The organism is Microcoleus sp. K5-D4 (assembly GCF_036704575.1).
Lineage (GTDB): Bacteria > Cyanobacteriota > Cyanobacteriia > Cyanobacteriales > Microcoleaceae > Microcoleus.
Genome location: NZ_JAUBSD010000087.1, coordinates 1 through 25623, shown reverse-complemented (window position 1 = coordinate 25623; position 25623 = coordinate 1). Strand labels below are relative to the sequence as shown.

Annotated in this window: 18 protein-coding genes and 1 pseudogene; 7 read left to right on the top strand and 12 right to left on the bottom strand. The window is 43.7% G+C overall.

Annotated features, from left to right (window positions below; genetic code table 11):
• Positions 1–109 precede the first annotated feature (109 nt).
• From QUA77_RS22915 to QUA77_RS22900, 4 genes and pseudogenes are all read left to right on the top strand, one after another.
• On the top strand, positions 110–5563 hold the full coding sequence (locus QUA77_RS22915; RefSeq protein WP_333452695.1) for an AAA family ATPase: 5454 nt from the start codon (positions 110–112) through the stop codon (positions 5561–5563).
• A gap of 220 nt (positions 5564–5783) precedes the next feature.
• The gene (locus QUA77_RS22910) at positions 5784–6215 is read left to right on the top strand and encodes a hypothetical protein (RefSeq protein WP_333183992.1); all 432 of its coding nucleotides are present in this window, start codon (positions 5784–5786) and stop codon (positions 6213–6215) included.
• A gap of 163 nt (positions 6216–6378) precedes the next feature.
• On the top strand, positions 6379–6600 hold the full coding sequence (locus tag QUA77_RS22905) for a hypothetical protein (protein ID WP_333452704.1): 222 nt from the start codon (positions 6379–6381) through the stop codon (positions 6598–6600).
• Positions 6518–7764: pseudogene (locus tag QUA77_RS22900) on the top strand (ISL3 family transposase). The gene QUA77_RS22905 and the pseudogene QUA77_RS22900 overlap by 83 nt, the downstream one beginning before the upstream one ends.
• Positions 7765–7929: 165 nt before the next feature.
• On the opposite strand, the gene QUA77_RS22895 reads toward QUA77_RS22900, so the two are convergent.
• The 3 genes from QUA77_RS22895 to QUA77_RS22885 form a co-directional block, all read right to left on the bottom strand.
• On the bottom strand, positions 7930–8496 hold the full coding sequence (locus QUA77_RS22895) for a TerD family protein (RefSeq protein ID WP_333452692.1): 567 nt from the start codon (positions 8494–8496) through the stop codon (positions 7930–7932).
• A 227-nt stretch (positions 8497–8723) separates the two neighbouring features.
• Positions 8724–9149, bottom strand: a complete 426-nt coding sequence (locus QUA77_RS22890; protein WP_333183990.1) for a DUF4359 domain-containing protein — start codon at positions 9147–9149, stop codon at positions 8724–8726.
• Between the two features lie 239 nt (positions 9150–9388).
• Positions 9389–10354: a M48 family metallopeptidase gene (locus QUA77_RS22885; protein ID WP_333452690.1), complete on the bottom strand. Its 966-nt coding sequence runs from the start codon at positions 10352–10354 to the stop codon at positions 9389–9391.
• A gap of 227 nt (positions 10355–10581) precedes the next feature.
• Between QUA77_RS22885 and QUA77_RS22880 the strand changes: the two genes are divergently transcribed.
• Complete coding sequence (locus tag QUA77_RS22880; protein ID WP_333452688.1) at positions 10582–11133, top strand: acireductone dioxygenase; 552 nt, start codon at positions 10582–10584, stop codon at positions 11131–11133.
• 62 nt (positions 11134–11195) lie between these two features.
• Here QUA77_RS22880 and QUA77_RS22875 read toward each other — a convergent pair whose 3' ends face one another.
• Positions 11196–12815, bottom strand: a complete 1620-nt coding sequence (locus QUA77_RS22875) for an NAD(P)/FAD-dependent oxidoreductase (protein WP_333452686.1) — start codon at positions 12813–12815, stop codon at positions 11196–11198.
• A gap of 3 nt (positions 12816–12818) precedes the next feature.
• Here QUA77_RS22875 and QUA77_RS22870 point away from each other — a divergent pair, with 3 nt between their 5' ends.
• Both QUA77_RS22870 and QUA77_RS22865 read left to right on the top strand, forming a co-directional pair.
• Entirely contained in the window at positions 12819–12995 is a 177-nt protein-coding gene (locus tag QUA77_RS22870) for a hypothetical protein (protein ID WP_333452684.1), read from the top strand.
• A gap of 55 nt (positions 12996–13050) precedes the next feature.
• Positions 13051–13656: a chorismate lyase gene (locus QUA77_RS22865; protein WP_333035155.1), complete on the top strand. Its 606-nt coding sequence runs from the start codon at positions 13051–13053 to the stop codon at positions 13654–13656.
• A 158-nt stretch (positions 13657–13814) separates the two neighbouring features.
• On the opposite strand, the gene QUA77_RS22860 is transcribed toward QUA77_RS22865, so the two are convergent.
• From QUA77_RS22860 to QUA77_RS22825, 8 genes are all read right to left on the bottom strand, one after another.
• Positions 13815–15116 (bottom strand): cytochrome P450, encoded by a 1302-nt coding sequence (locus tag QUA77_RS22860; protein WP_333452682.1) that lies wholly within the window; start codon positions 15114–15116, stop codon positions 13815–13817.
• 202 nt (positions 15117–15318) lie between these two features.
• Entirely contained in the window at positions 15319–18756 is a 3438-nt protein-coding gene (locus tag QUA77_RS22855) for a PAS domain S-box protein (RefSeq protein WP_333452680.1), read from the bottom strand.
• Positions 18757–19399: 643 nt separating this feature from the next.
• Entirely contained in the window at positions 19400–21433 is a 2034-nt protein-coding gene (locus QUA77_RS22850; RefSeq protein WP_333452678.1) for an ABC transporter ATP-binding protein, read from the bottom strand.
• Between the two features lie 264 nt (positions 21434–21697).
• Positions 21698–22207, bottom strand: a complete 510-nt coding sequence (locus QUA77_RS22845; protein ID WP_333452676.1) for a hypothetical protein — start codon at positions 22205–22207, stop codon at positions 21698–21700.
• A gap of 329 nt (positions 22208–22536) precedes the next feature.
• Positions 22537–22803, bottom strand: a complete 267-nt coding sequence (locus QUA77_RS22840; protein WP_333452674.1) for a hypothetical protein — start codon at positions 22801–22803, stop codon at positions 22537–22539.
• Between the two features lie 99 nt (positions 22804–22902).
• On the bottom strand, positions 22903–23340 hold the full coding sequence (locus QUA77_RS22835) for a DUF3574 domain-containing protein (RefSeq protein ID WP_333452672.1): 438 nt from the start codon (positions 23338–23340) through the stop codon (positions 22903–22905).
• A gap of 373 nt (positions 23341–23713) precedes the next feature.
• Positions 23714–24061 carry a hypothetical protein gene (locus QUA77_RS22830; protein ID WP_333035167.1) on the bottom strand — a complete coding sequence of 116 codons (348 nt, stop codon included), beginning with the start codon at positions 24059–24061 and terminating at the stop codon, positions 23714–23716.
• 333 nt (positions 24062–24394) lie between these two features.
• On the bottom strand, positions 24395–25477 hold the full coding sequence (locus QUA77_RS22825) for an ABC transporter ATP-binding protein (RefSeq protein ID WP_333452670.1): 1083 nt from the start codon (positions 25475–25477) through the stop codon (positions 24395–24397).
• Positions 25478–25623: the final 146 nt, after the last annotated feature.

Below are 25623 nucleotides of genomic sequence, written 5' to 3'. Positions count from 1 at the left end.
ATTCCGTGTGATTGGGAAATCGCAAAATACATGATCTGAATCACACAAAATTAAGATTAAGTAGTGTTAATCTAATGATGCTCGGCTCCTGTAATTTATAACTTAAGTAATGTTAACTTTATCAAAATACCAAATAACTTCTACTCTGCACGAAGGGGTAGAAACAATAATCTATCGCGGACAAATACCGACAGATGCGCCCCCAGTAATTTTGAAAGTTCTCAAAGCCGAATATCCCTCCCTTGAAGCCATTACCAGGCTCAAACACGAATATCAAATCAGCCAAAATTTAGACAGCGAACACATCGTCAAAGCTATCAGTATCGAAACATTTGACCACCGATTAGGAATCGTTTTAGAAGACTTGGGCGGCGAATCCCTCGCCAAACTGTTGGAAAGAGAAACCTTGAGCCTGCAAGCAAATTTAAACATCGCCATCCAAATAGTCAAAGCCTTACAATACCTGCATTTTCAGCACATTATTCACAAAGACATTAAACCCAGCAACATCATAATTAACTCGCAAACAAAACAAGTAAAACTCACCGACTTCGGCATTGCTACAAAACTCAACAAAGAAAATCCACAATTTAACAATCCCAACTCAGTCGAAGGCACCTTAGCCTATATTTCACCCGAACAAACCGGGAGAATGAACCGCACCCTCGACTACCGCACAGACTTTTATTCCCTTGGCATCACATTATATGAAATGCTGACTGGAAAATTACCTTTCCGCAGCAACGACCCATTAGAAATAGTTTACAGCCACATCGCAGTTCAACCAATATATCCCCATCAAATCAATTCAGAAATACCTGTCGCCCTCTCTGAGATAGTGATGAAATTGATGGCAAAAAATGCCGAAGATAGATATCAAAGTGCGGCCGGATTGTTAGCAGACTTAGAAACTTCTTTGCATCAGTTACAAACCACCGGACAAATTGCCGACTTCATCCCCGGACGCTTAGATATTCTCAGCCAATTGTTAATCCCCCAAAAATTGTACGGTAGGGAAAATCAGGTTAATGAATTGCTAGCAGCATTTGAACGTGTAAGAGGGGGTTTAGCCAACAATTTGTTAGAAAAACCAGCAACCTTAGAACCAAACCCGCCCCCATCCGGAAGCAGCGAATTAATGCTAGTCTCAGGCTACTCAGGCATCGGTAAATCAGCCGTTGTCAACGAAGTTAGCAAACCAATTACCAGGTCAAAAGGTTACTTTATCAGCGGCAAATTTGACCAATTAAAACGCAACATTCCTTATGCCTCATTAATCCAAGCATTTAACTCCTTGCTGCGGCAATTACTAACAGAAAGTGCACTTTCATTAGAAATATGGCGCACTAAAATTTTAACAGCATTAGGAACAGACGGCCAAGTAATTGCCGACGTAATTCCCAAAGTTGAATTAATCATCGGCAAACAGGCAGAAGTCCCAGAACTCGCCCCTGTAGAATCCCAAAATCGATTCAATCGGGTATTCAAAGAATTTATTCGTGTTTTTGCCCAAAAAGAACACCCCCTAGTTATCTTTTTAGACGATTTGCAGTGGGCAGATTCAGCAACATTAAAGTTGATGCAAATACTGATAACTGACCCTGACCAGGAATATTTGTTGCTAATCGGTGCCTATCGAGACAATGAAGTTAGTCCGACCCACCCCTTAATTCAGACTGTAGAAGAAATTGAAAAAACTGGTACCATAGTCAACAATATCGTCTTGCAACCGCTGGATTTAGCAAATGTGACTGAATTAGTCACTGAAACACTTCACACTTGCACAGAAAAAGTAACAAATCTAGCTGATTTAATCTGGAATAAAACGGGGGGCAATCCTTTTTTCTTGACCCAATTACTCCAAGCACTTTATCAAGACTCTCTTTTACAATTTGAATTTAATCAAATTACAAATGAGGGAAGCCAAAGTGGCTGGTATTGGAGTATCGATAAAATCCAAGCCATTGGAATCACCGATAAAAGTGTGGTGGAACTGGTAGCTTCTCGCATTGAAAAGCTGCCCGCAGCCACGCAAGAAGTGTTGAAGCTAGCTGCTTGCGTGGGAGATAAATTTGCTTTAGATGTGCTGTCACTTGTTAGCGAAAAGTCAGCTAATACTACAGCAACTGAACTTTATTCAGCTTTGCAATCCGGGTTAATTCTGCCCTTGAGCGATGCTTATCGCATTCCTTTAGTTTTCGATCGAGCCGAATCAATCAATCTCAAGTTAGATACTTCGCGGGTTAGTTACAAATTTTTGCACGATCGCGTCCAGCAAGCCGCCTATTCCCTCATTCCCGAAAACGAAAAGCAATCCACCCATTTAAAAATTGGTCAATTACTGTTAAATAATACTCCAGCCGAAAAGCTCGAAGAAAACATCTTTGATATTGTCAATCAATTGAATGTGGGAATTGAAACGATTAGCCAGCCAGCAGAAAAGACGCAGTTAGCTAAACTAAATTTAACTGCGGGACGCAAGGCAAAATTGGCGAATGCTTACGAGGCTGCTGTGAGGTATTTGCAGGTTGCTATGGAATTATTGCCAACAGATTGTTGGCAAAGCCAGTATAAATTAACATTGGCAATTTACGAATCAATGGCAGAATCTGAATACTTAAATATTAACTATGAATATTCAAAAAAACTGGTTGATATTATACTGCAAAAATCTCAAGCTTTGCTGGAAAAACTGAATGCTTATGAGCTTCAACTCCAGTCTTACAACGCTCAAAATAAACTTGTAGAAGCACTAAATACAGGACTAGAAGTTCTGAAATTCTTAGGCATTGTTTTTCCTCAAAATCCCAAATCAATAAATATTGTACCGGGAGCGATTAATACAAGACTGAGCTTAGGAATTAGGCGAATTGATGATTTAGCCAACTTGCCAGAAATGACCGATCCCAATCAAAAAGCAGCCATGCGAATTTTATCAGGAATTCTCAGCAGTGCTTTTCAAATCAAGCCCCAACTGTTACCGCTTCTAACATTTACGATGGTTAAGCTGTGCCTTAAATATGGCAATTCCCCTTATTCTAGCGTTGGTTACGTTTATTATGGCGTAGTTTTGTGCGGGCTAGGGGATATTAATTTGGGATACCAATTCGGTCAACTGGCAATTAAGCTGTTAGATAAATTTTCATCCGGTTCGATCAAAAGTAGAGTTTATGAAGTCTTTAGTTTTTTGATAGCACCCCAGAAAGCCGAACTTAAGTTAGCATTAGGGTATCTCATGGAAGGTTTTAAAATCGGCATGGAAAGTGGAGAGTTGGAATATGCTGGTTATTCTTTATGTATATATTGCTCTTATAAAATGTGGGCAGGAGAGTCTCTAGATTTGATTGAAGAGGAGACAGGTAAATATATAAAATTACTCCAAAAAAATAAACAAGAAGGTTGCTCTGACTACATTAGTATAGAAAGACAAATAGCGCTCAATTTGCGTGACAAATCAGCAGATCCCTGCTATTTAGTCGGCGACAGTTTTGATGAGTTCAAAACGCTTCCTATTCTAATAGAATATAAAATATTTCTTTTCGTTATTTTGGCGTACAATGCCAAGACAGTGCTGAACTTCACATTCGGCAACTATGCCCAAGCCGTAGAAAATTCCATATTATTTGAGCAACATGAAGATGTTGCACCTGGATTTTATGTGATCGCTGTCAATAAATTATACTATTCTCTTAGCCTCCTAGCTTTGTATCCACAAGCTGGTAAAAAGGAGCAAAAAGAATATATCAAAAAAGTGGCAAATCTCCAGAAAAAGATGCAAAAATGGGCTATTGATGCTCCAATGAATTATCAACACAAGTATGATTTGGTAGCAGCGGAGAAAGCGCGAGTCTTTGGGCACAATAGCCAAGCGATGGAATTGTACGATCGCGCAATTGATGGAGCCGCCAAAAACGGTTACATTCAAGAGGAAGCATTAGCCTATGAATTAGCAGGAGAATTTTATCAAGCTTTGGGTAAAGAGATAGTTTCTCAAGCATATCTGACTAAAGCCTATTATGGATATATCCATTGGGGAGCCATAGCTAAAGTTAAACACTTAGAATCAACACATCCTTTCTTAGCAGCACAGACGCGCACAATCCAAACCCCAACCCTCGATGTCACTCGCACAACCACTGGAAATACTACCAGTAGTAGTTTAGGCGATTTCTTAGACTTAGCTACTTTTATTAAGTCGGCGCAAGCCATTAACGGTGAAATTGTTCTCGAAAAATTGGTGACCAAATTAATCAAAATTATTTTAGAAAATGCGGCGGCTCAAAAAGTAGTGCTGCTGCTCCTGAAAAACGATATCCTCTGCATAGAAGCTACTGGCAGTTTTGCGGAGGATAAAGTGACACTTTTACCCTCTATTCCCGTAGAAACTCGTCAAGATGTTCCCCTGTCTGTGATTAATTATGTACACCGCAGTCAAAAGCATCTGGTTTTAGACAATGCGACTGTCGTCGAACCTTTTAAGGTAGATACCTACATTCAGAAATATCAACCAAAATCAATTCTCTGTTTGCCGATTATTTATCAATCTCAGCGGCGCGGAATAATTTATTTAGAAAATGCTTTGACAGTAGGAGCTTTTACAGCAGAGAGAGTAGAAGTATTCAAAGTGTTAATTTCTCAAGTTGCTATTGCTGTAGAAAATGCTGGTTTGTACGCGCGCGAGAAAGAAAAATCTCAACAGTTAGAAAAATCTTTCAATGAACTGCAACAGGCGCAACTGCAACTAATTCAAAGCGAAAAAATGTCGGCTCTCGGCAACTTGATTGCAGGGGTTGCTCACGAAATTAACAATCCGCTCGGTTTTATTGCGGGCAATCTTGATGCTGCTGCTGAGGCGAGCTTAGATTTGATTGATTGCTTACAACTTTACCAAGAAAAATTTCCTAATCCTGGAGATGAATTACAGGATAAAGCATCGGAGATCGATTTAGAATATTTGATCGAAGATTTGCCGAAAATGCTTTTATCCATGAAATCAGGTACAGAGCGCATCCGCAATATTAGCACGTCTTTGCGGACTTTTTCCCGCGCTGATAGTGCGAATAAAGTGTCAGCAAATATTCATGACGGCATCGACAGCACTTTGATGATTTTACAGTATCGCCTGAAAGCTAAAGATACTCGCCCGGCGATTAAGATTATCAAAGAATACGGAGATATCCCGCCAGTTAAATGTTATTTTGGGCAACTGAATCAGGTATTTATGAATTTGCTGGCAAATGCGATCGAGTGTTTTGACGAATTCAATCAGGGTCGCACTTACGCTGAAATTGAAGCTTTACCGAATACGATCGCCATTATCACTCATCTCGGGGAGGATAACAACAGCGTGGTGATTAAAATCAAAGATAACGGTCAAGGGATGTCATCGGAGGTCAAGTCAAAAATATTTGACCATTTATTTACTACCAAAGGAGTAGGAAAAGGTACTGGTTTGGGGTTGTCTATCAGCCGGCAAATTGTCGAAGAAACCCACGGCGGTAAACTAACTTGCGAATCGGTGCTGGGAGAAGGTACGGAATTTGCGATCGCCCTGCCGCTTTGATAAAATTTATTCACCACTTTTACGGAATCAGTCATTGCCAATTGTTTAATCTCCAATCTCAACTCTCAAATGTTATGACTGGTCATTAACACATAGTGGAAAATTTGTCAACTCCTAAATATCTATCAAATAGTCCACAGTTCACTGTTTAAAGCAGGCAGTATGCAGTTACATTGTTAGCTAAATCACGTAATAACTGTATTTGATAGGAGTTTTTCGAGTGAACGCTGCCGAACAAGCCAAAAATATAGAAGTTGCCAGCAAAATTGCTGCGGTTGTTAATTTATTCAAGTCCGAATTCCCGGATGCAAAAGTCGATTTGAAACCTTGGATGAATGACGAGGATACCAGAGAACTTGTAGATCCAGATTCGATAGACATTGGCTTCCATTTTCCCGGTAGAAGTCGCTTGTTGCAAAGCCGCAGCATTTTGATTCAAATCCGATTTTACCAAGATCCGGTGGAAGGATATCGGCGGGCGATCGGCGTTGAGGCCGCCGGTTACGATCATACTGGTCAGCAGTGGCACTTTTCTACTGTGGAAAATTGGAATTTTCTCGGCCTAACCGAACCTGCGGTGGAGTCGGCGCAAAAACTCAAAGACTTTTGCCAGCAGATTTTTGATTTGTTTAATCAGTCATTCGGCGATTGAAATCGCTTCTACACGAACGAAGTCCGCCGACGCGGACTAAGAAATTAGGACTTACGCATTGACAAAATAACCAAACAGTGAATTGATAAATATAGGTCGTCTACTTTCTAGGTATCGGACAATGAGAAAAATAACTAAGGCTCTTCAGTAGTTAATATGCTAAATGAACAGCTCGCGCCAGGAAAGAAAGACAAATGAGGCTAGAAAAATAGTTGGTAGAGTCATTACCGGGGTTGACAGAGGGAACTCATTTATTATTAACTATCAGCAAAAGCTAGAGGGGTTAGCTGGAGTGAACAGCCATGAGAACGAAAAAGGAGATAAACTTTTTAACAAAGCTGTTGAATATAGAGGAAATAAAAGTAATCTCACATCGCCAGCATGAAGGGATTGGAATAATTTTACAGGTGGAAGGAATCGGTAAGGAAAATAACTGTCCACGTTGGGGAAAAAAAGTCATAGATTACATCAAAATCATAGATACCTAGTCAAAGATTTACCTTGGGGAGAGAACTTTGTATTTTTAGAAATTAACAGACGACAGTTTAAATGTGAAAAATGTGTCAAGCCATTTAGTGAAGAGTTGGAGTTTGTCAGAAAAAGAAGAACCTATACAAAACGGCTAGGAAGAGCAATAATCCAAGAAGTGTTAGAGAACGAGATCCACAGCGTAGCGAAAAAAGGGGTGGTGACAACAGAAGAAATAGAAAGGATGTTAAAAGACGCATCGAAAGAATACTTGAAAGCCCAGCCTAGCGAGTTGAACAGATTAGGGATAGATGAAATAGCTGTAATAAAAGGAAAAGGAAATTACTGTGCAGTATTAATAGATTTAGAGAAGTCTAAGTTAAGTGGGATATTGGCAGGAAGGAAACAAGAAGAAATTAGGGAAGTGCTGCTCGGATGGGGTAAAGAGGTATTAGAGCAAATAGAAGAAGTAAGTATAGATTTGTGGAAAGGTTACAGAAATCTAGTGATTGACTTGATGCCAAAGGCTCAGGTGGTCGCCGACAGATTTCATGTAATGGCACAAATAAATAAGGAATTAGATGCCCAAAGGAAGCGAAAAAAGAGACAGGTAGAAGATTTAATTAAAAAAGCAGAATCGTCAGAAGAGAAAGCAGACCAGGAGAAAGTTTTAGAAGGATTGAATAAAAGTAAATATGTGTTATTGAAAAACGAATCAGATCTAAATCAAGAGCGAAAAGCTAAACTCGTGCAAGTTAAAGATGTATCTTCTCCTCTCAAAAGTATGCATGAATTAAAAGAATAAATTAGAACGATTTTCGAGCAGGCTAATAATTGGTTAGTCGGTTTGTTGAAACTGGGAAGATGGCTGTCAGGAGCTAAAAAATATTTTCCCGATAGTCAGAACACTATTATTCGTTGGCTAGATGAGATTATTGCTTACTTCGATTATAAGACTACGAGTGGTGTTGTCGAAGGCATCAACAATAAGCTCAAGTTGATTAAACGTTCTGCTTACGGGTTTAGAAACTTTGAAAACTTCCGTGTTAGATGTTTGCCTACTTGGCAGTTTGACTGTTAGTTTAGCATACTAGTTACTGAAGAGCCACAAATTTACCAAAAGCTCCAGACGAGACTATTCCGCTTCCGGTTCTGACTCCACCTCCAGCTCCCCAGCCGAAAACTGTAAATCATCAGCCGTTCCCGCTGCTAACTCGTGAGGAATTGCAGCAATATTATTACTACTTTAGCTGCAATACTTGTCAACAAAACTCTGCAATCCTGCCTGATATCCTGCTCCTACCGCCTGAAATCTCCACTCTCCATTCTTTCTATACAAACGACCAAATTCTACCGCAGTCTCTCGCGAAAAATTTTCTTTTAATTCATACCGAACCAGTTCGCTTTTTGTATCCAAATTGGAAACTTTGATAAAAGCATTTTTGATATTGCTAAAATTTGCCCTATTTTTATCTGCTTCGTGAATAGTCACAACAAAAGTTATTTCCTCAATGTCAGGATTAACTCTTTCTAAGATAACGCCGTAAATAGTCTTATTCTCTTGATTTGGGTTGTTTTTATCTCGAATCACTTGCAGTACCGAACTGTCACCGGATTGCAGATTATTGTAAAAGATAAAATATTTATCGTTAGGTATTTTGCCGTCAGCACCTAGCATAAATGCAGAGACATCAATCTCGTAGCTTTGTCCTGCCTCTGTCACCTGCCAACCGAGGGCGATCGCCATTTTTTTTAAACCAGGCGCTTCTTTAGAGATATTAAATCTCTCACCCTTACTTAATTGCATTGCCATCAGCTTATTTGTTAAACATCAAACTTTATAGCGTTCATGTTAATATTAAGTGCGGCAATAACTTTTGTTCTTTAAGAAAACTTAATATTTTGCTTCTAATAGGGATCTTGACTAAAAATATGTGCTGCCGCTATCCGAATTTATTGAGATTTGCTTAGAGACAATTACCTAAGCAAAAACCGGGCTTTCTACAAAACCCGGTTTCTACACTTAAACTTAATTTGACTCTACTTTTGAACATTTTCAGAACTAGGTGGCAACGTCACGAAATTCCCAAAAGCTCCAACCGTTGGATAGCTTTTTTTGCCTAATTGAGTTGTGTAAATACTGACCACACCTAAATTTTGACGCTGCGTTGTATTGTCTAGCAAACTTTCGATCGTGTCCCGCTGCGAAGTTAGCAAATTCTTGCAACTGCCGATCAAAGTATCTGTAATCCCGCTCAAAGCTTTAGGCACGCGAGAATCCTTGCACACAGTGCTTTCCAACTCGGTTTGCAGTACGCCGGAAGCATAAGTTAGGTATTTGTCTCTCCCAGGGTTTGTAAATGCCATGCCGGCGGCAAGAAGAGTCAGAGCCATCGCGACTTTTCCCACATTGCCGAAAAAATTAGAAGTTGGCTTGTTAGTATTCATTGCGTTATCAATATTCATTTTTTTTAGCCCCGTTGATTTATAAGCTTCTCTTGATTTAAACTACACCTCCTCAGAAACAGATTTCCGAAATGAGGGGACAGTTTTTAGATTGGAGGCCAGTTGCGAGTAAGTCTCTCACTGGTTTACCTTCCTTTTACGTTTCTCCCTCCCTCAAATCCGGTAAATCTTCAACAAACATTTGGCTGGTTCCTAGGCTGTGCCTGGGGACGAGGAGCCTGGAAACGAGGAATTTAAACTTAGTTTCGCTTTGATTTTTGCCGATCGATCTCCCGCTGCAACTCTTCAATCTGACGGCGCAAAGCCTCCGTCTCACTGTTAGGCGCTTGGGACTTCACATCAACCGCACCCTCAGCTACAGCCCGCTTGTAGTTCCCCAGCTTAATTTGGCGGTATTCCTCGGAACTTGCCCAGTCTCGCAAATACCGCAGGCGTTCCACCGGGAAAGGATGACTCAGCATCACGCCCTGACCGCCGTTGTAAAGTAAAAACTTATACACTTGGTTGAGATTGTCTCGATCGAGCTCTTGATAGTTGTCAGACTGGCGGATAAATTCTTGCAAACTGCATTGGTCAGCATATTTACTGCTAACTCCCGCAAGTTTCATCATCGTCTTCATCACACTGTTCAAGTCATCCGTTACCAACAAAGCCGCCCGATCTGCCGACAATTCAGCCTTGCGCCGCCACTCGTAAAAAGCGAAAATTAAACCGCTACCGACCATATTTCCCAAACCGAAAGTCATCTCGCCAATTGTCGATGCGACGCTCATCGCCCACGTCGCCATTTGATTTAAAGTTGGATGGCCGCATTTAATGTGTCCCAACTCGTGAGCCAAGACTACCCGCAGTTCCGCTTCGTCCAACAAGTCTAAAAGACCAGTGTTTAATACTACATAAGGCTGGTTTTTTCCCAGGGCATAGCTGTTAACTGAGGGATCCTGAGAAACAAACAAACCCGGTTCTGGAAAAATATCTAAAGCCTGCACGCACTCCCGAAATATATGATAAATGCTGGCATATTGGCGGGGCCCGACTTGAATGCTATTTCCCATTAGGTAAACGAATTGCGGTCGTTCGTAGACAAATTCTACAAATTTGCTGGCAATTAAGTCAAATCCAGGCACGCTGCGTAACGCTTCCTCAGCTTGGCGATCGAGGGGATGCTGAAATGCTTCGCTAGAAATTCCAGTATAAGTAGGCATAGTTGTTGCAAAAATTACATTTAAGATATCAGTATTGCCGATCGCTGCTGGTGCTAGCTGGCGCCTGACTTATCAATATTACCGCGACAAATATTGAACTGTTGTGGAACAGGGCGGAAAGCCTGTTCAAATTAGCGTTAAAATTGTGAATCTGGTACAGGCGCGATCGACAAACATCTTTCACAGTGCCTGTGTATCGCCTCACCCAAAAATTGGAACGTGCAAAAATGGCTATCCTGCGACTCGAAAACGGTACAACCTACACTCAACAAAGCGACATTACCCGAGAACTCGCTTCCTTAAACATTCAACTCAACCGCTGGCCCGTGGGTGACAGCGCTGAAATTCAAAATTTGTTAGCTAAAGATGCTCTTGACGACAATCAAAAAGAGCAAGTGTTGCAAGCCCTCGACGGCTACTTTCAACAGTTGTCGGAAAGTGCAGGCTATCAGGATCGCGACTTAATTGTACTGCACCCAGACATTCCCAACCTCGACACCATGCTGTCCAAATTCAACAAGTGCCACATCCACGCCGATGATGAAGTCCGCTATATCGTAGCAGGCGAGGGCATTTTCGGCTTCGTGCGGCCCGACGGCAGCCAAGTCGAACTCACAGTGCAGCCGGAAGAATTTATCAACGTGCCGGCGAATACAGAACACTGGTTTTATTTGACAGCAGCCCGGAAAATTAAAGCGGTGCGCTATTTTACCACTAAAGAAGGCTGGACGCCTGAGTATACCGATACCGAAATTCGATCGCGTTTAGCTGCTGTTTGAACAGTTGACAGTTGACGGTTGACGGCAATCTTCAAATCATCTAAAAATCCTCAAATCCAGCCTCAAATTTTGTGGTTTGAAGATTGCAATATGCTCAAAGCAACCGCCTCCGCCACCTTAATCCCATCAATCCCCGCCGACAGGATTCCACCCGCATATCCTGCACCTTCCCCAGCAGGATAAAGACCTTCTGTATTCAAACTCTGATAATCATCTTTGCGTTTAATCCGAATAGGTGAAGAAGTGCGCGTTTCCACCCCAGTCAAAACCGCATCCTCCATCGCAAATCCTTTAATCTGTTTGTCAAAAGCCGGAAGGGCTTCGCGGATAGCTGCGATCGCATAATCTGGCAAACTTTCGCTCAAATCAGTCATCACAACTCCCGGCGTATAAGACGGCTGCACAGCGCCTAGCGCCGTGGAAGGGCGATTTGCCAAAAAATCACCCACAAGCTGTCCAGGGGCGTTATAAGTGCCACCTCCTAACTCAAATGCCCGTTCTTCTAAGCGACGCTGAAACTCTATTCCGGCTAAGGGATGACCGGGATAATCCTCCGGCGTGATACCCACCACAATCCCGCTGTTAGCATTCCGTTCATTGCGAGAATATTGACTCATCCCATTAGTAACAAGTCGCCCCGGTTCTGACGCAGCCGCCACTACCAAACCACCGGGACACATACAGAAACTATACACAGAACGATTGTTTTGGCAATGGTGAACCAGTTTGTAATCGGCGGCACCCAAAAGCTTATGGCCGGCCCGATCGCCAAAACGACAGCGATCGATAATACTTTGGGGATGTTCCACCCGAAAACCAATGGAAAAAGGTTTTGCCTCAATGTAAACCCCGCGCGAAAACAACATTTCAAAAGTATCGCGGGCGCTGTGTCCCACCGCCAGAACTATATAATTACTAGCAATATATTCTCCGCTAGCGAGGGTAAGTCCCTGCACTTTTCCATTTTCGATGTGGATATCTTCTACACGAGTTTGAAACCGAATTTCTCCGCCTAATGATTCAATTTGGGCGCGTAGACTTTGGACAATTCCCACCAGTTTGAACGTGCCAATATGCGGTTTATTAATATATAAAATTTCCGGTGAGGCTCCTGCATTCACAAGTTCCGTCAACACCTTCCGCCCATAATGTTGAGGATCTTTAACTTGGCTGTAGAGCTTGCCATCGGAAAAAGTACCCGCACCACCTTCGCCAAACTGGGCGTTAGATTCTGGGTTAAATTCTGCTTTCTTCTTCCAAAATCCAAAGGTATCAACCGTGCGATCGCGCACTGCTTTTCCGCGTTCTAAAAGAATGGGGCGAAATCCCATTTGTGCCAGCATCAGACCTGCAAACATACCGCACGGCCCTGTACCAATCACAATGGGGCGAATCGTCAAATTGTTGGGGGCTTGCGCTACATAGCGATAACTCGTGTCTGGTGTTACCATCACATGAGGATCTTTTTTGAAGCGCGCCAAAAGTTGCTTTTCCTGTGTCGTTTCTACATCCACAATATAGACAAGGAGGATTTCTGCTTTTTTACGAGCATCATAGCTGCGCTTGAAGATGGAATAGCTGAGCAATTCTTCGGGGGGAATTTGCAGCTTTTTGACTATAGCACTGGCGATCGCATCTTGAGGATGATCTAGGGGGAGTTTTATTTCGGTTATTCGTAACATATAGTGGAAGGAAGTTCGGCAACGGATTATATAACGGATGTAACGGATGTAACGGATGTAACGGATGTCAGGAAGAAGAAGGAAGAAGGAAGAATAAAAATCCCGAACAAAAGTATTATAACTATTTCACTGGACATCCTATGGGCGATCGTCCTCGGTCGAGCAATTTTTGATTTTTGAGCGGATAATTGAAGAAGCGTTATAATAAACAAAAAATTAAGTTTTGTAAAGACCCTTGACTGCAACATTCACACCCAAAAACAGCCGCACCTGGCACGCTCTCAACCCTCTGTGGCAAGGAGCCGAAGACGCAGTACAGAAGGGTTTGCCCCACACCAAGCTCGCACCGGCATGGCAAATACTGCTCCTAGGCGACGGTTCCCCCACCCGTCACCTGCAACTGCTGACAGGGGAACCCACAGAAGTAGATGTGATCGATATGTCTTTAGTGGGTGAAGACGCAGACGGCGCGCCCCAGCAAATTGTCGCGGTTCCGGGGCCGCGCCTGCGCCGCCAAGTGTGGCTGCGGACTGCTTCGGGACAGCGCCTGGCCTATGCGACATCTTGGTGGGAAGCGAGCCACGTAGATGAATATTTGCAAAATAAATCGTTGCCAATTTGGGCTAGTTTAGCGAGGCTGCGGACAGAATTGTATCGCGATGTGCAGGGCATTTATTGTGGTGATTCGGCTGCTTTGGAATCAGCGTTTGAAGAGTCGGGCCCTTTTTGGGGGCGACACTATTTGTTTTGGCATCACGGGAAGCCATTGACTCTGATTTATGAGGTTTTTTCTCCTTATTTAACTAAGTATTTGGGGCCGATGCAATTGGATGTTGATTAAGGCTGAGATCTTGCACCATTATCAATCAGGCTTTCAGGGCGGGCTAGAAGCCCAACCCATACTCCCCACAATAAAATTCATCTCTTGTGGAACAGGCCGAAAAGCCTGTTCTCAAGAAGAAGAGGAAAATCAGGCGGGTGTAGAAGTGAAGCTTTTACTTATTTCATTGTTGTTCGACGAAATTTTACTCGCAAACCGTCGCGAGGATGAGGCATCGGTATTGTGATCAAATTCAAATCTTGATCCGGTAACAGATCCCACTCGTACTCCCGAACCATCTTTGCTGCAAACAACTTCATCTCTAATCGGGCAAATTCTTTGCCCAAACATTCTCGCAAACCGCCGCCAAAGGGCACGTAGCTGAAAGGTTTAGGCGATCGCTCAGAGCTAAATCGATCTGGGTCGAATCGAGCTGGTTCAGGATAAAGTTGACTATCCTGATGGGTTTGAGTAATCCCAGAAACCACGGTCCAACCCTTGGGAATTTCATAGCCGCCGAACTCACAAGCATTAATTACTGTCCGAAAAACACCTCCAGCCGGTGGAACTAGACGCAGCACTTCTCGCAGCACCTGTTCTAAATAAGTCATTTGTTTGAGCTGTTCCAAGGTTAGCGGTTCAGTTGCGGGGAACTGCTGCTGTTCGGCCCGCACTTTTGCCATCACATCGGGATGTTGGGCTAGCAGAAGGCAAAAAGAGGCGATCGCCGAAGTTAAAGTTTCGTGTCCCGCAAACAGCAACAACAGCACTTGATCTTTTAACTCATCCAAACTCAAACTATTTCCCTCCTCATCGCGAGCCGAAATCAGCAAACTCAAAGCATCATTGCCACTATGGGTTCCTTGTTTGCGATCGCGAATAATCTTTTCAACTTCTGCCAACAGCAGCTTTCGGCACTTTTTAGCTTTACCAAACTGACTCCACGGCACATCTAAAGGAATCGAAAATAAACCCTTAGACCAAGTTTCAAAATAATGTCCTAGCGCCGTTTCCGAACCTTTTTCCATCCCTACTAACAACTTACCCGCAACATCAAAAGTATAATTTCTCAGTTCAGGATACCAAGTCATGGTTTCCATTTTGACCCATTTTTCCAAATAGCGCTGAGTGATATCTTCCATCGCACCGATGTAGCCGGCTAAAGCTCTAGGCTGAAACGCTTGGTACAGCAACTTGCGCCGATTTTGGTGGTTAGCACCCGTTTGCAGTGACAAGGAAAGCGACCCTAAAAGCGCTTTGGTACTCGGAGGAAAACTCACAACAAAATATTGGTTTTCATTGCTTAAAACAAACAAACTAGCCTCTTGGCCACGCACAAACACGGTAGGCTGTCCGAAAATGCTGGTTTTGAAAATGGGCCCGTACTGCTGGTGGCGTTTTTTGGCAAATTGGGAATCTTGCAAAAAGTTGAGGGTATCGCCAATTAGGGGTAAACCGAAACTACCGGGAGGTAATGCCATTTTAGATTTTAGATTTTAGATTTTAGATTTTTAATATCATATCAATTTTAGTTGGAGGGTGGGCAATACGCACCAGACAAATTTCTGGTAAAATAACTTTTCTCTGTTTGTATCCTGTAGGGTGTGTCAGTCTTAAGGTTTGTACAAAAAAAATCAGGTTTTTCCAACTGATGCAAATTAGTATTTTCACCGACAAACCAATTTAATTTTCTGGTCTTTTAATCGGAATCTCGATTATAAATTCAGTGCCTTTCCCCACCACCGATAAACACTTAATTTCACCTTTATGTTTTTCTACAATAATTGAATGGGAAATCGCTAAACCCATCCCCGTTCCTGAACCGATCCGTTTGGTAGTATAGAACGGGTCAAATATCCGTTGCTTGACTTGATCGGTGATACCTGGACCGTTATCAGCAATTCTAATCACAGCGAGAGTACCTTCTACCTCTGTACGAATGCGGATAATTCCCGGATGTTCTAGCGGTTCTTGTAACACGTCAATAGCGTTAGCAATAATATTCATAAACACCTGATTCAATAGTCCGGCGTAGCACTCCACCCGTGGCAATTTTCCGTATTCTTTAACGATTTGAATTGCTGGGCGATGGTAATCCGTAGCCACTACGTTAACGGGCTGAACTTTCAAACGGTGTTCTAAAATCATCAATGTGCTGTCGATGCCTTCGTGAATGTTAACCTTTTTCATGTCAGATTCATCGAGGCGAGAGAAATTTCGCAAACTCCGCACGATATCCCGGATGCGAGTGGCTCCCACCTGCATAGAAGACAGCATTTTCGGCAAGTCGTCTAGCACAAAATCCAGCTCTAACACCTCTATTTCCTCCTGAATTGCTGGAGAAGGTTGCGGGTATTCATCTCGATACATTTGCAGCAGTTTCATCAGGTTTCTGGTGTATTCTTCTGTGTAGGTAAGATTGCCGAAGATAAAGCTGACCGGGTTATTGATTTCATGGGCAATCCCCGCAACCATCTGACCGAGACTCGACATTTTTTCGGCCTGCACGAGTTGAGTTTGAGCTTGCTGGAGCTCGCACAGAGTTACTTCGAGTTTAGCAGCTTGTTCTTGCGCTATCCGGGCTGAATCGAGGCTTTGAGTGTAAAGTTCAGATTGACTGATGGCGATCGCCAATTGATCGCCAATTGCCTCCATTAACTCCACTTCCTCTTTTGTCCACTTACGCACCTCGCTGCAAGAAATGCAGCTAACAACACCAGTTAAACCTCCGGCACTTTTAATCGGCAAATCCAAAACAGACTTGCAACCAACCTCCAAAAAGAACTTTTGTTCTACGGGATCGCTGACAGTTGTAACATCATCTATTTGATAAACTTCTAAATTAGCTATTTTTTGTGGCAGCATACCCGTTATGTCAGCAGGAAAATAACCCAAAAGCGAGAACAAGTCATCATTCTTAGCTTCGTGGACGACATCCCAAGCAGGTGGCGAAGCGTCGGGCAAATACCAGATAAACACACAGTGATCGACTTGCAGCAAGTCGCGAATCTGCTGCACAGTTGTTGCCAAAATAGTATCTAAATCTAGAGATTCGCGGATATTGCTAGCTAGCTGGTTCAGAAGTGCTTCTTGCTCCGCTAACTTCCGGAATCGCGCTTCCGAAGCTTGCAATTTTAGTTGAGCTTCTTTTTGTTGTGTAACGTCCAAACCCAAGCCGATTAAGCCTATCGCGCTGCCGTTGGCCTCTTTTACCTTAGCTTTAATTACCTCTAAATGGTGATTTTTACCGTCAGCAAACTTGATAATTTCATCAGCATAAAAAGGACTATCTTGACTCGAGACTTGCACGTCAGACGCCATGCAGTTAGCAAATGCTTCCGCTCCCAAAATTTCACAACAGTGAGATGCTGCCAAAAATCTTTCTTCAGGAACGTTCACAGATTCGCAAAAAGTTTTGTTAACCAACAGCATCTTGCCTTTAGTGTCAGTCAGCCACACCCAAATGGGGGCGTTGTCAATAATTGCCCTCAAAGTTTGCTTTTGTGTGGCGAGAGCTTCTTCTGTTTGTTTGCGCTTAATTCCCAGGGCGATCGTATCGGCACTTGACGCCAAAGCAATCAGGGTTGATTCGTTCAACTCTTGGCGAGCAAACATCGCGATTACTCCCAGCAACTGATTGTCAACAATTAGCGGATATCCAGCAAAAGCCACCATTCCTTCTCGTGAGGCCCATTCTTTGTCGCTGACTCGGGGATCTTCTTGCACACAATTAGTGATGTGAGGTTGTCGCTCCAGGGCGATTAAACCAATCTTGAACTCGCCGACAGCAATGCGGCTGTGAGCGCCGTCAATATGAGTATATATCCCCGCGCTTGCTTGCAGTTGCAATACATTTCCGTCTTCATTCAATGTCCAAATCCGAGCAAAGGCAACATCCAAATGGCGGACAACTGCATCGGCGCAATATTGCAAAGTTGTACGCAAACCCTGGTTTTGAGTTAGAACAATTCCCACATCTGCTGTGAATAAAGAAAGTTTCAATTGTTCTGCTAAAGCTTGTTCTGCTATTTTGCGCTCTGTAATGTCCGTAGCAGCACCGAGACGCTGCTTAATTTTTCCCTCCTCGGTTCTGCTAAATACAATATTCCGGCTGACTAACCAGTGCCAACAATTCTGTTTGTCGCGTACCCGATATTCGTACTCAATAACTTCGCCGTCGGGAGCATTTTCTAATTGCTGAAAATATCCGGGAAATTTAGCTAAGTCGTCAGGGTGGATGATGGTGGGCAGTAGATTGCTGCCCATGTTTTCAACTTCGGCGCTGGTATAGCCGAGGGTGTCAGTGATTTCGCGATTGCTGTAGACATTTCGCTGCTCGCTTTCATCGTAAACAAAGAGAAGATTCGGACTGGTATTGGCAATTCGCTCAACAAAACGCTGACTCTCTTGCAGCGCTGCTTCTGCTTGTTCTTGAGCGGAAATGTCGCGGCCGACACCATAGATCAATTCTTCCTCGCAGAAACGGGTAGCAGTCCAGGCTATCCACTTGTAAGAACCGTTGCGACAGCGCCAGCGGTTTTCAAACCCCACGGTATTATTCCCCGCAGCAATACTTTCAGCTTCTTTTAAAGTAATTTCGCGATCGTCTGGATGCACGAATTCAATGAAGAGTTGGCCAATCATTTCTCCTGGGGAATAGCCGAGGATTTTTTCGGCTGCTGGGTTGATGAGTGTTATATAACCGTCAAAACTAAGGACGCACAGGAGATCTAGCGAGAGGCTAAAAAAGCGATCGCCCCCGTTGGATTCGCTGGATGGGCGATCGTTTCCCGCTAGGGCCCAAGAGGTGTTTGAGCGCCCCGATACCGCCAAAAACACAATATTTGCTATTGCCAAAAATCCCAGGGCGAGTGGGCTATCGTAGAAATTATCACGACTGCCAGCTACCAGCCACCCGTTTAAGACAAGCAGTACAATTATCAAAATTGAGAATACACTGCCAGGGGCGATGGTCGCTACGCTGATTTTTTTTTCATAGTTCTTTCTAGATTCTGCCTTTTTTATTCTGGTGACTACTGCCGTAATTTTTGTCCACAACACTTGCATTAAGTTCGAGAATTTAGTGCTTTTAGATTCTTCGATACGAACAGAAGATTTCATTTTTTTACTCTTGATCCCGTTTTACTTTTGATGAGCCAAAATTACAAGAATAAAGATGTTTAAATATTGTAAAACTTTCCTAGCTTGCGAAATCTAGCCTTTTAAGATTTGCGTAAATCTACGCAACCCCACCAGAGAATTAAGTGTATTTACGGAATTAGGGAGCAATCTCTTTTTAGGTGGGGTGGGCATTTTCTACTTTTTCCGGCTCATAGAGAGAGTTTATCTATAATACTACGCTACTTATTGTTGTTAGTCATTGGACATTTAGCCTAATTTAGGTAGTCCTGGACGCAGAACCTAATTATGTACGCTGCACATGAAGATCCTTACCGCGTTATAGTAGCGTGTTATACCACTTTTTGCGTCCAGGAATGACCGCGTTGGATGTACGAAAATACTGCGTGGAGAGTCCTGGCTGTGGGTTAAACAGCCCGGAATATTAGTCAAGTTCAAACAGGTTGAAGTTGAGCATAAATTATGAAGTTAAAATAAATATAAACTGCTGATTTGTGAAGATAAAAAGAAAAAAACCTTCATAGCAGTTTTTCCTTGCAGGAGATGTTCGCCCGTAATGGCTAATTAGTAATTGGTAATTGGTCACAGGCAATTGGTAATTGATACGAGTTTAAAACACTAAATATCAATTTTGTTCTGATTCATTTGCAGGCGACGGGATCCACGCAGCTTGGCGACCTAGTTGCTGTTGCCGAATTCGCTCCAAATTTCCCGCAGGAATAGCAGCTATAAGCTGCCGCGTGTAAGCTTGCTGCGGCTGCCTGTAAATGCGCTCAGCAGTGCCAATTTCCTCGATTTTACCTTTGTTCATGACGATCGCGCGATCGCTCATAAACTTGACTACGCTCAAATCGTGAGAAATAAAAATATAAGTCAGTCCAAACTCTGTTTGCAACTCCTTCAGCAAATTTAAAACTTGCGCCTGCACCGACACATCTAATGCCGAAACCGACTCATCGCAAATAATAAACTTAGGATTCAAAGCCAAAGCTCTAGCAATACAAATTCGCTGCCGCTGTCCGCCCGAAAACTCGTGAGGGTAGCGGCGCATAAAATCTGGATTTAAACCCACTCTATCCAACAAATAAGCCGCGCGCTCGCGCTGTTCTTTGTGGTTCTTACCAAAGCGGTGAATTACCATAGGTTCCATCACCGCATCCCCAACATTTAGACGCGGATCGAGAGAACTAAAAGGGTCTTGAAAAATAATTTGCAGATCGCGCCGCAGCCACCGCAATTTGCGATCGTACTCTTTTTTCATCCGATAATTAGCCATCCACTGCGATGCCGAACTACTTTTCGCAGGAGGCGTAATTTCTTGACCTTCAAAAAACACTTTACCGCTGGCGATCGGAATTAATTGCAGCAAAGCTCTCGCCAAAGTTGATTTGCCGCAGCCAGACTCGCCCACCAAACCCAAAGTCTCGCCCGGGTAAACCTCAAAAGAAATATCGTTTACCGCCATAAACAAGCGTTTAGTTTCGCCAAACATTCCCTGCACCGGAAAACCGACTCGCAAGTTATCAACAGCTAGCAAAGGCTCGGAAATATTCGGCAGCCGAGGCGGTTTTCCTGTTGCAAAAGCGGAATTGCCCCCGCTATTGTCGCCGTCTAAATCGGCATTTTTCTCTACAATTACTAATTCGCCACTAGCATTTGTGGTGACATCCATAAAATCGGAAACTGTCGGCAAGCGGCGCAGTTGCCGATCGAGAGTTGGGCGGCAAGCTAACAGACCTTTTGTGTAAGGATGTTGGGGATTGCTGAAAATTTGTTCGATCGCACCGCACTCAACAATCTTGCCTCGGTACATCACCGCCACCGTATCGCCAATTTCAGCAATGACGCCCAAATCGTGGGTAATAAAAATCATTGCCATGCCTCTAGAGTCCCGCAACTCCCGCAGCAAAGCTAAGATTGTTGCCTGCACGGTTACGTCCAAAGCCGTGGTAGGTTCATCAGCAATTAATAAAGTTGGATTGCAAGAAATGGCCATTGCAATCATCACGCGCTGGATTTGACCGCCTGAGAGTTCGTGGGGATAGCGATCGAGCATAGCTTGTTTTTGGCCGTTGACAAGCTGCATCAAATCGCGATCGTCCTCCATCACTGCTTGATTTCCCGCAGCAGTCGGGGAGTGCTCTTGCCGCAAAGCCAAACACCGCTGCCTGAGCTCATCGTCGCCCGGTAGCAGCTTCACTTCTTGCAGCAGAGAAGCAGCTTGGCGCCGCGCTTCTGTCTGGGACACCTGTTGGTGCAAACAAATGGCTTCTGTGAGTTGAAATCCGATCGTATAAACGGGATTTAGCGAACTCATCGGCTCTTGAAAAATCGTCGCAATCTGGCTGCCCCGGTATGTTTGTTTTTCCCTGTCCGGCATTTCCAGCAGATTCACAGGCCCATTGCTAGCGCCGTCTTTTGTCGGAGAAAACCAAATTTCGCCATCGATTTTCGTTGACGAACTCGACAGCAAACCCATAACAGCCAGGGATGTTACCGATTTTCCCGACCCCGACTCTCCCACGATGCCCAGAGTTTGCCCTCGCTTGACCTCAAAGGAAATGCCGTCAACCGCTTTGACGGTTGCAGACGCATCGCCTGCGTCCGCAGATTGAAATTGAACCCGCAGGTTGCGAACTTCTAGGACGGTTTCACTCATGGAAGTCTATGACAAAAATTAAAGGGAGATTAAGTGGATTGTAGCAGGGCCTGTTCAAGGCAGAAGGCACGGGGAAAGTTTTAAGATTGCTTCGTTCCTCGCGAAGCGTGGCAATCTGAAAACTCAGAGCTAGTTATAGCGGATCTCAATCAGGTGAGGTACTCGCGGGCTTTCTTACCAATTTCGCAATCGAAAATCGAAAATCCCAATCAGTACCTCACTCAATTGACAATTGCGATAAGTGCCTTCTGCCTGCAATTTTCCTCAAAAACCTATGACTTGAGTGTCAGCAGGCAGTGCAGTGGCCTCGGAGACCTTTTTAAACACGGTTGCCTGCTCGTTTAAGGAATTAGGTCTGGCCTGTCCGGGATTAGTGCCTTGCAACTGAAGGCGCATTTGACCTTCGGGAGTCAACTCAAAAACAGTCTCAACGGTTTCTGTGCTGCTGAGGCCGACATCAAGGTGCATCGGTTTTTCACCGAGATTAACTTTGTACCTCATTTCTTTGGCGCGGGCGGCTCCGTCCGGGCCTTTAGCCATGAGAAACAATTTGCCTTCTGGGGCAAAGACGAAGGTGAAAGACTGACCGGAGGGGACTGTGCCTTGCCATTGGCCTAGAAGTTGCGTGTCGATGTTGCTGGTGGCCGGGGCTGTAGCTTCAGCAATTGTTGGTGCTGCTGCGGATGCTGGGCCGACTGAGGCGTTGAAGCTAATGAGGATGCCCAAGCAAAGGCTACCTACGATCGCTTTACCAATCATTTTTGAATTAAACATGAGACCGATCTAAAAATTGGTTATTTGTTTTGTACACTGTAGCGGTAAAACCGTACTTTGTTTAGTTTAAATCTGTTTTACGGATAGACATAGGTTGGGTTCAAACTCGTAACGCAGTTCTCATATCCTGACTAAAGCTTGTCCTGAGCTTTTTTAAGGGTTACGGGGCTTTCAGTTTTTTTTGTTGTAAAATCCAATACAAATCCGGCTTAAGCTGCACAGTTCGCTGTTCTGAGTAGATTGTTCTTAACTCAAAACAGCTAATTGACTATTGCGTTCGATCGCACCCCCAGATAGTTTGGCAAATCGATCGCATTAATAGTCTTTCATTAATTTTTTTCAGGATCGGGTTCGACTTGTTCTGTCGGAGATTCCGGCGTGGGTTCCTGTGGATTTCGCGATCGTTTCATGCGCTCCAATGCCTCTGCGTAAGACCAAGCCACGCTCACAAGAAAAGCTTTCGCCATGCCGGACAAATTTTGTGCATCCTCGCTTTCAGGCGCTTCAGCTTTTTGGTTGCCGTCGTTCATCATGTTTTTGTTTTCTCCCGGGCAGGTTTTTCTAGCGATTTTTTGCAGTGTGCGATCGATACCCACAAATTATGATTTTTCTTGCACCCGCACCCTACTTATCTTTGAGGATATGACCTTGATTACCACGAATAATATCATAAATATGCTGATTGGATGACCACATCAGAAAGAAACCTTAACTTCGCTGGTTGCCCGCAGCACAGACTCTTGCTGGAAAGTCCGCTTGTAAGTTTCGATAATTTCATGAATAGCTTGATTTTTTTCAGGACTACTTTCATAAATTAAAATAACTATTTTAGAGTTTTCTCTAATCAGAATTCCCGAACTGTTGAGAAACTGCCCGGAACCGTCTAATACGGTTAGCCCTTCGCGAAAGCGAGGGGTAATAACTGCCTTGACAAACTCCTGCCATTCGGATTCAGAAATTGTCTCGCCTCCCGGTTTGGTTAAGCCAAAAAACAGTTCATCTTTGAGGAGGTTTGTTTGCTTGGCATTAGTCTCCGAAGTTTCGGGAAGTTGAGCGCGGGCAATTGTCGCAGGACAAACAGGCAGGATGAACAGCAGGCACGTCAAGCAAAGACTGTTAAGATGTTTATTCATCAGGAATTACGCGAAAATTCTATATTGTGGGCAGTTGTTTCTAGCGTGCCCTTGAAAGGTTGATTGAGAATACTGCAATATCTCAGTTTTAACCACCGAGTCTGAGCAACGGGTTTTTAACGCGAATTTGATTTAATTTAACATAAAAGACTTCCAACTCAAAAACCCAGTTTCACCTGAGAAACTGGGTTTTTGAGCATCTGTTCTAGTTTATGTATGCTCGCCTACTTGATTGCGTCTGTCGTATTAAGTCGCTCAACCTAATTTAAACGTCAAACTTTTCAGGTGTTCAGAAACCCGGAAGGGCGAGCACTCTTGGCTGCGCCCCGAAAGCAATCAGGTTTCTCAGTGTTATATTTTTTAGGTGGAGCTACTAATCCTTTAATTCGCGGATACTTCTCTTAGCAGTGTCTTGATACATCTCCCCCATTTCTTTCACGGCTGCTCCTGCCTCTTGGCCAATCTTCTGAGCTCGTTCGCCGGGAGAGTCTGAGGTTTCGCGAGCTTCTTGCCTCCATTCCCGCGTTGTTTGGGGTCTTTCAGGATTGTTGAGTTCAGATTTTGAGCTGGCTTGCGTGCCCAAACCTTTGGTAGTGCGTCCCGAATCAACAGTGGTTGTCAGCAGCAGAAAACCCACTAGGACAACACTCAAAAAACTCTTAATTTGAAAGCCCTTAAGCAGGGAACTGATGCGAGCAATGGCTGTGGAAATCAAATTCATCTCAGTAATACTCCCTAAGTTGATTGGTGATAATTTTCAACATTTTTTCATCTAATTGACTCGCTCCCAAACCAGCAGCTAATGCGAGGTAAAGCCAACTTAGCTTTAACTTGCGCTTAACCACCTAAATAGAGTTATAGGTTAGCGATAAAATCTGGTAAAGACGCAACCTATGTGTCAGTCAATTAGTTTTTTCACACATGAATATCACGTTAACAGCAACCAAATAGTTCTACCTCTAACTAAAGTCATAACTTAATTAGAAGCAAAAAATATTTTTTTATACACATGGTTAGACAATTTTTAATCAAGCATGGTATGCAGGGCAAATTCTTATTGCAAGCGATCGCCCGTTTTCACGTCAAACCAGTGCAGCAACTGAGGCGGAAAAACCAGCTCTACAATTTCGGAATTCCAGTGGCGGTCATTTGGCAGCAAAGCCCGCACCGTTACTGACTCCAAACCTTTAACTCGGACGCTAACTAAATTTTGCATTCCCAAGTTTTCCACTAAATAAACCTCACCTTTAATTGCCTCTGAGCCCGGCATATTGCCGGCCTCTGCATCTGCAAAGCCGACGTGTTCCGGGCGAATTCCCAAGACAATTTCTGGCGGCACAGTCGGCATATTTGGGAGTGGAACTCCAAAATCACCTAACATCGCAAAATTGCCCTGGCATTTAAGCACTAGCAAATTCATTTGCGGGCTGCCCACAAAACCAGCGACAAATTGATTGGCAGGACGGGTATAAATTAAGTGTGGCGGATCTAGCTGCTGCACGCTGCCGCTGTTAAGAACTGCGACTTTTGTAGAAAGCGTCATTGCTTCGGTTTGGTCGTGAGTGACGTAAACTACAGGAGCTTTTTGGGAGGAAAATAATTGTTTGAGTTCGGCCCTAACTTTTTCTCGTAATAATGCGTCGAGATTGCTCAAAGGTTCGTCGAGCAAAAATACTTCCGGTTGGCGCACTAATGCGCGGCCGAGGGCGACTCGCTGCCGCTGTCCGCCTGATAGTTTTCCTGGTTTGCGATCGATTAATTCCGTCAATCCGAGGGATGTTGCAACTTCTGTCACTAACCGATTGATTTCACCGGAGGAGATTTTGCGAAGTTTGAGGCTCGATGCCATGTTCTCGTATACTGTCATGTGCGGATACAGCGCGTAACTTTGAAAAACCATTGCAATATCGCGATCGCCCGGTCTGAGATAAGTGACATTGCGATCGCCAATTCTAATCTCGCCTCTAGTTGGCTGTTCCAACCCTGCAATTAACCGCAGCGTCGTAGATTTGCCGCACCCCGACGGCCCCAGCAAGGTCAGAAATTCTCCTTCGCTGACATCCAAACTAATGTCTTTGACGGGAACAACTTTAGGGCTGTAGGTTTTATTGAGGTTTTTGAGTTGCAATTTTGCCATGATTTTTAAACTGTTGACTATTGACTGTGGACTGTTGACTGTGTTGTTTGACTCGTTCCCAGGCACAGCCTAGGGCGTCGGTTCAGTATTAGGAGTTGACAAAAAAAGGAATTTATGAAATTAGCCAGTGCATGAGTTCGACTCTA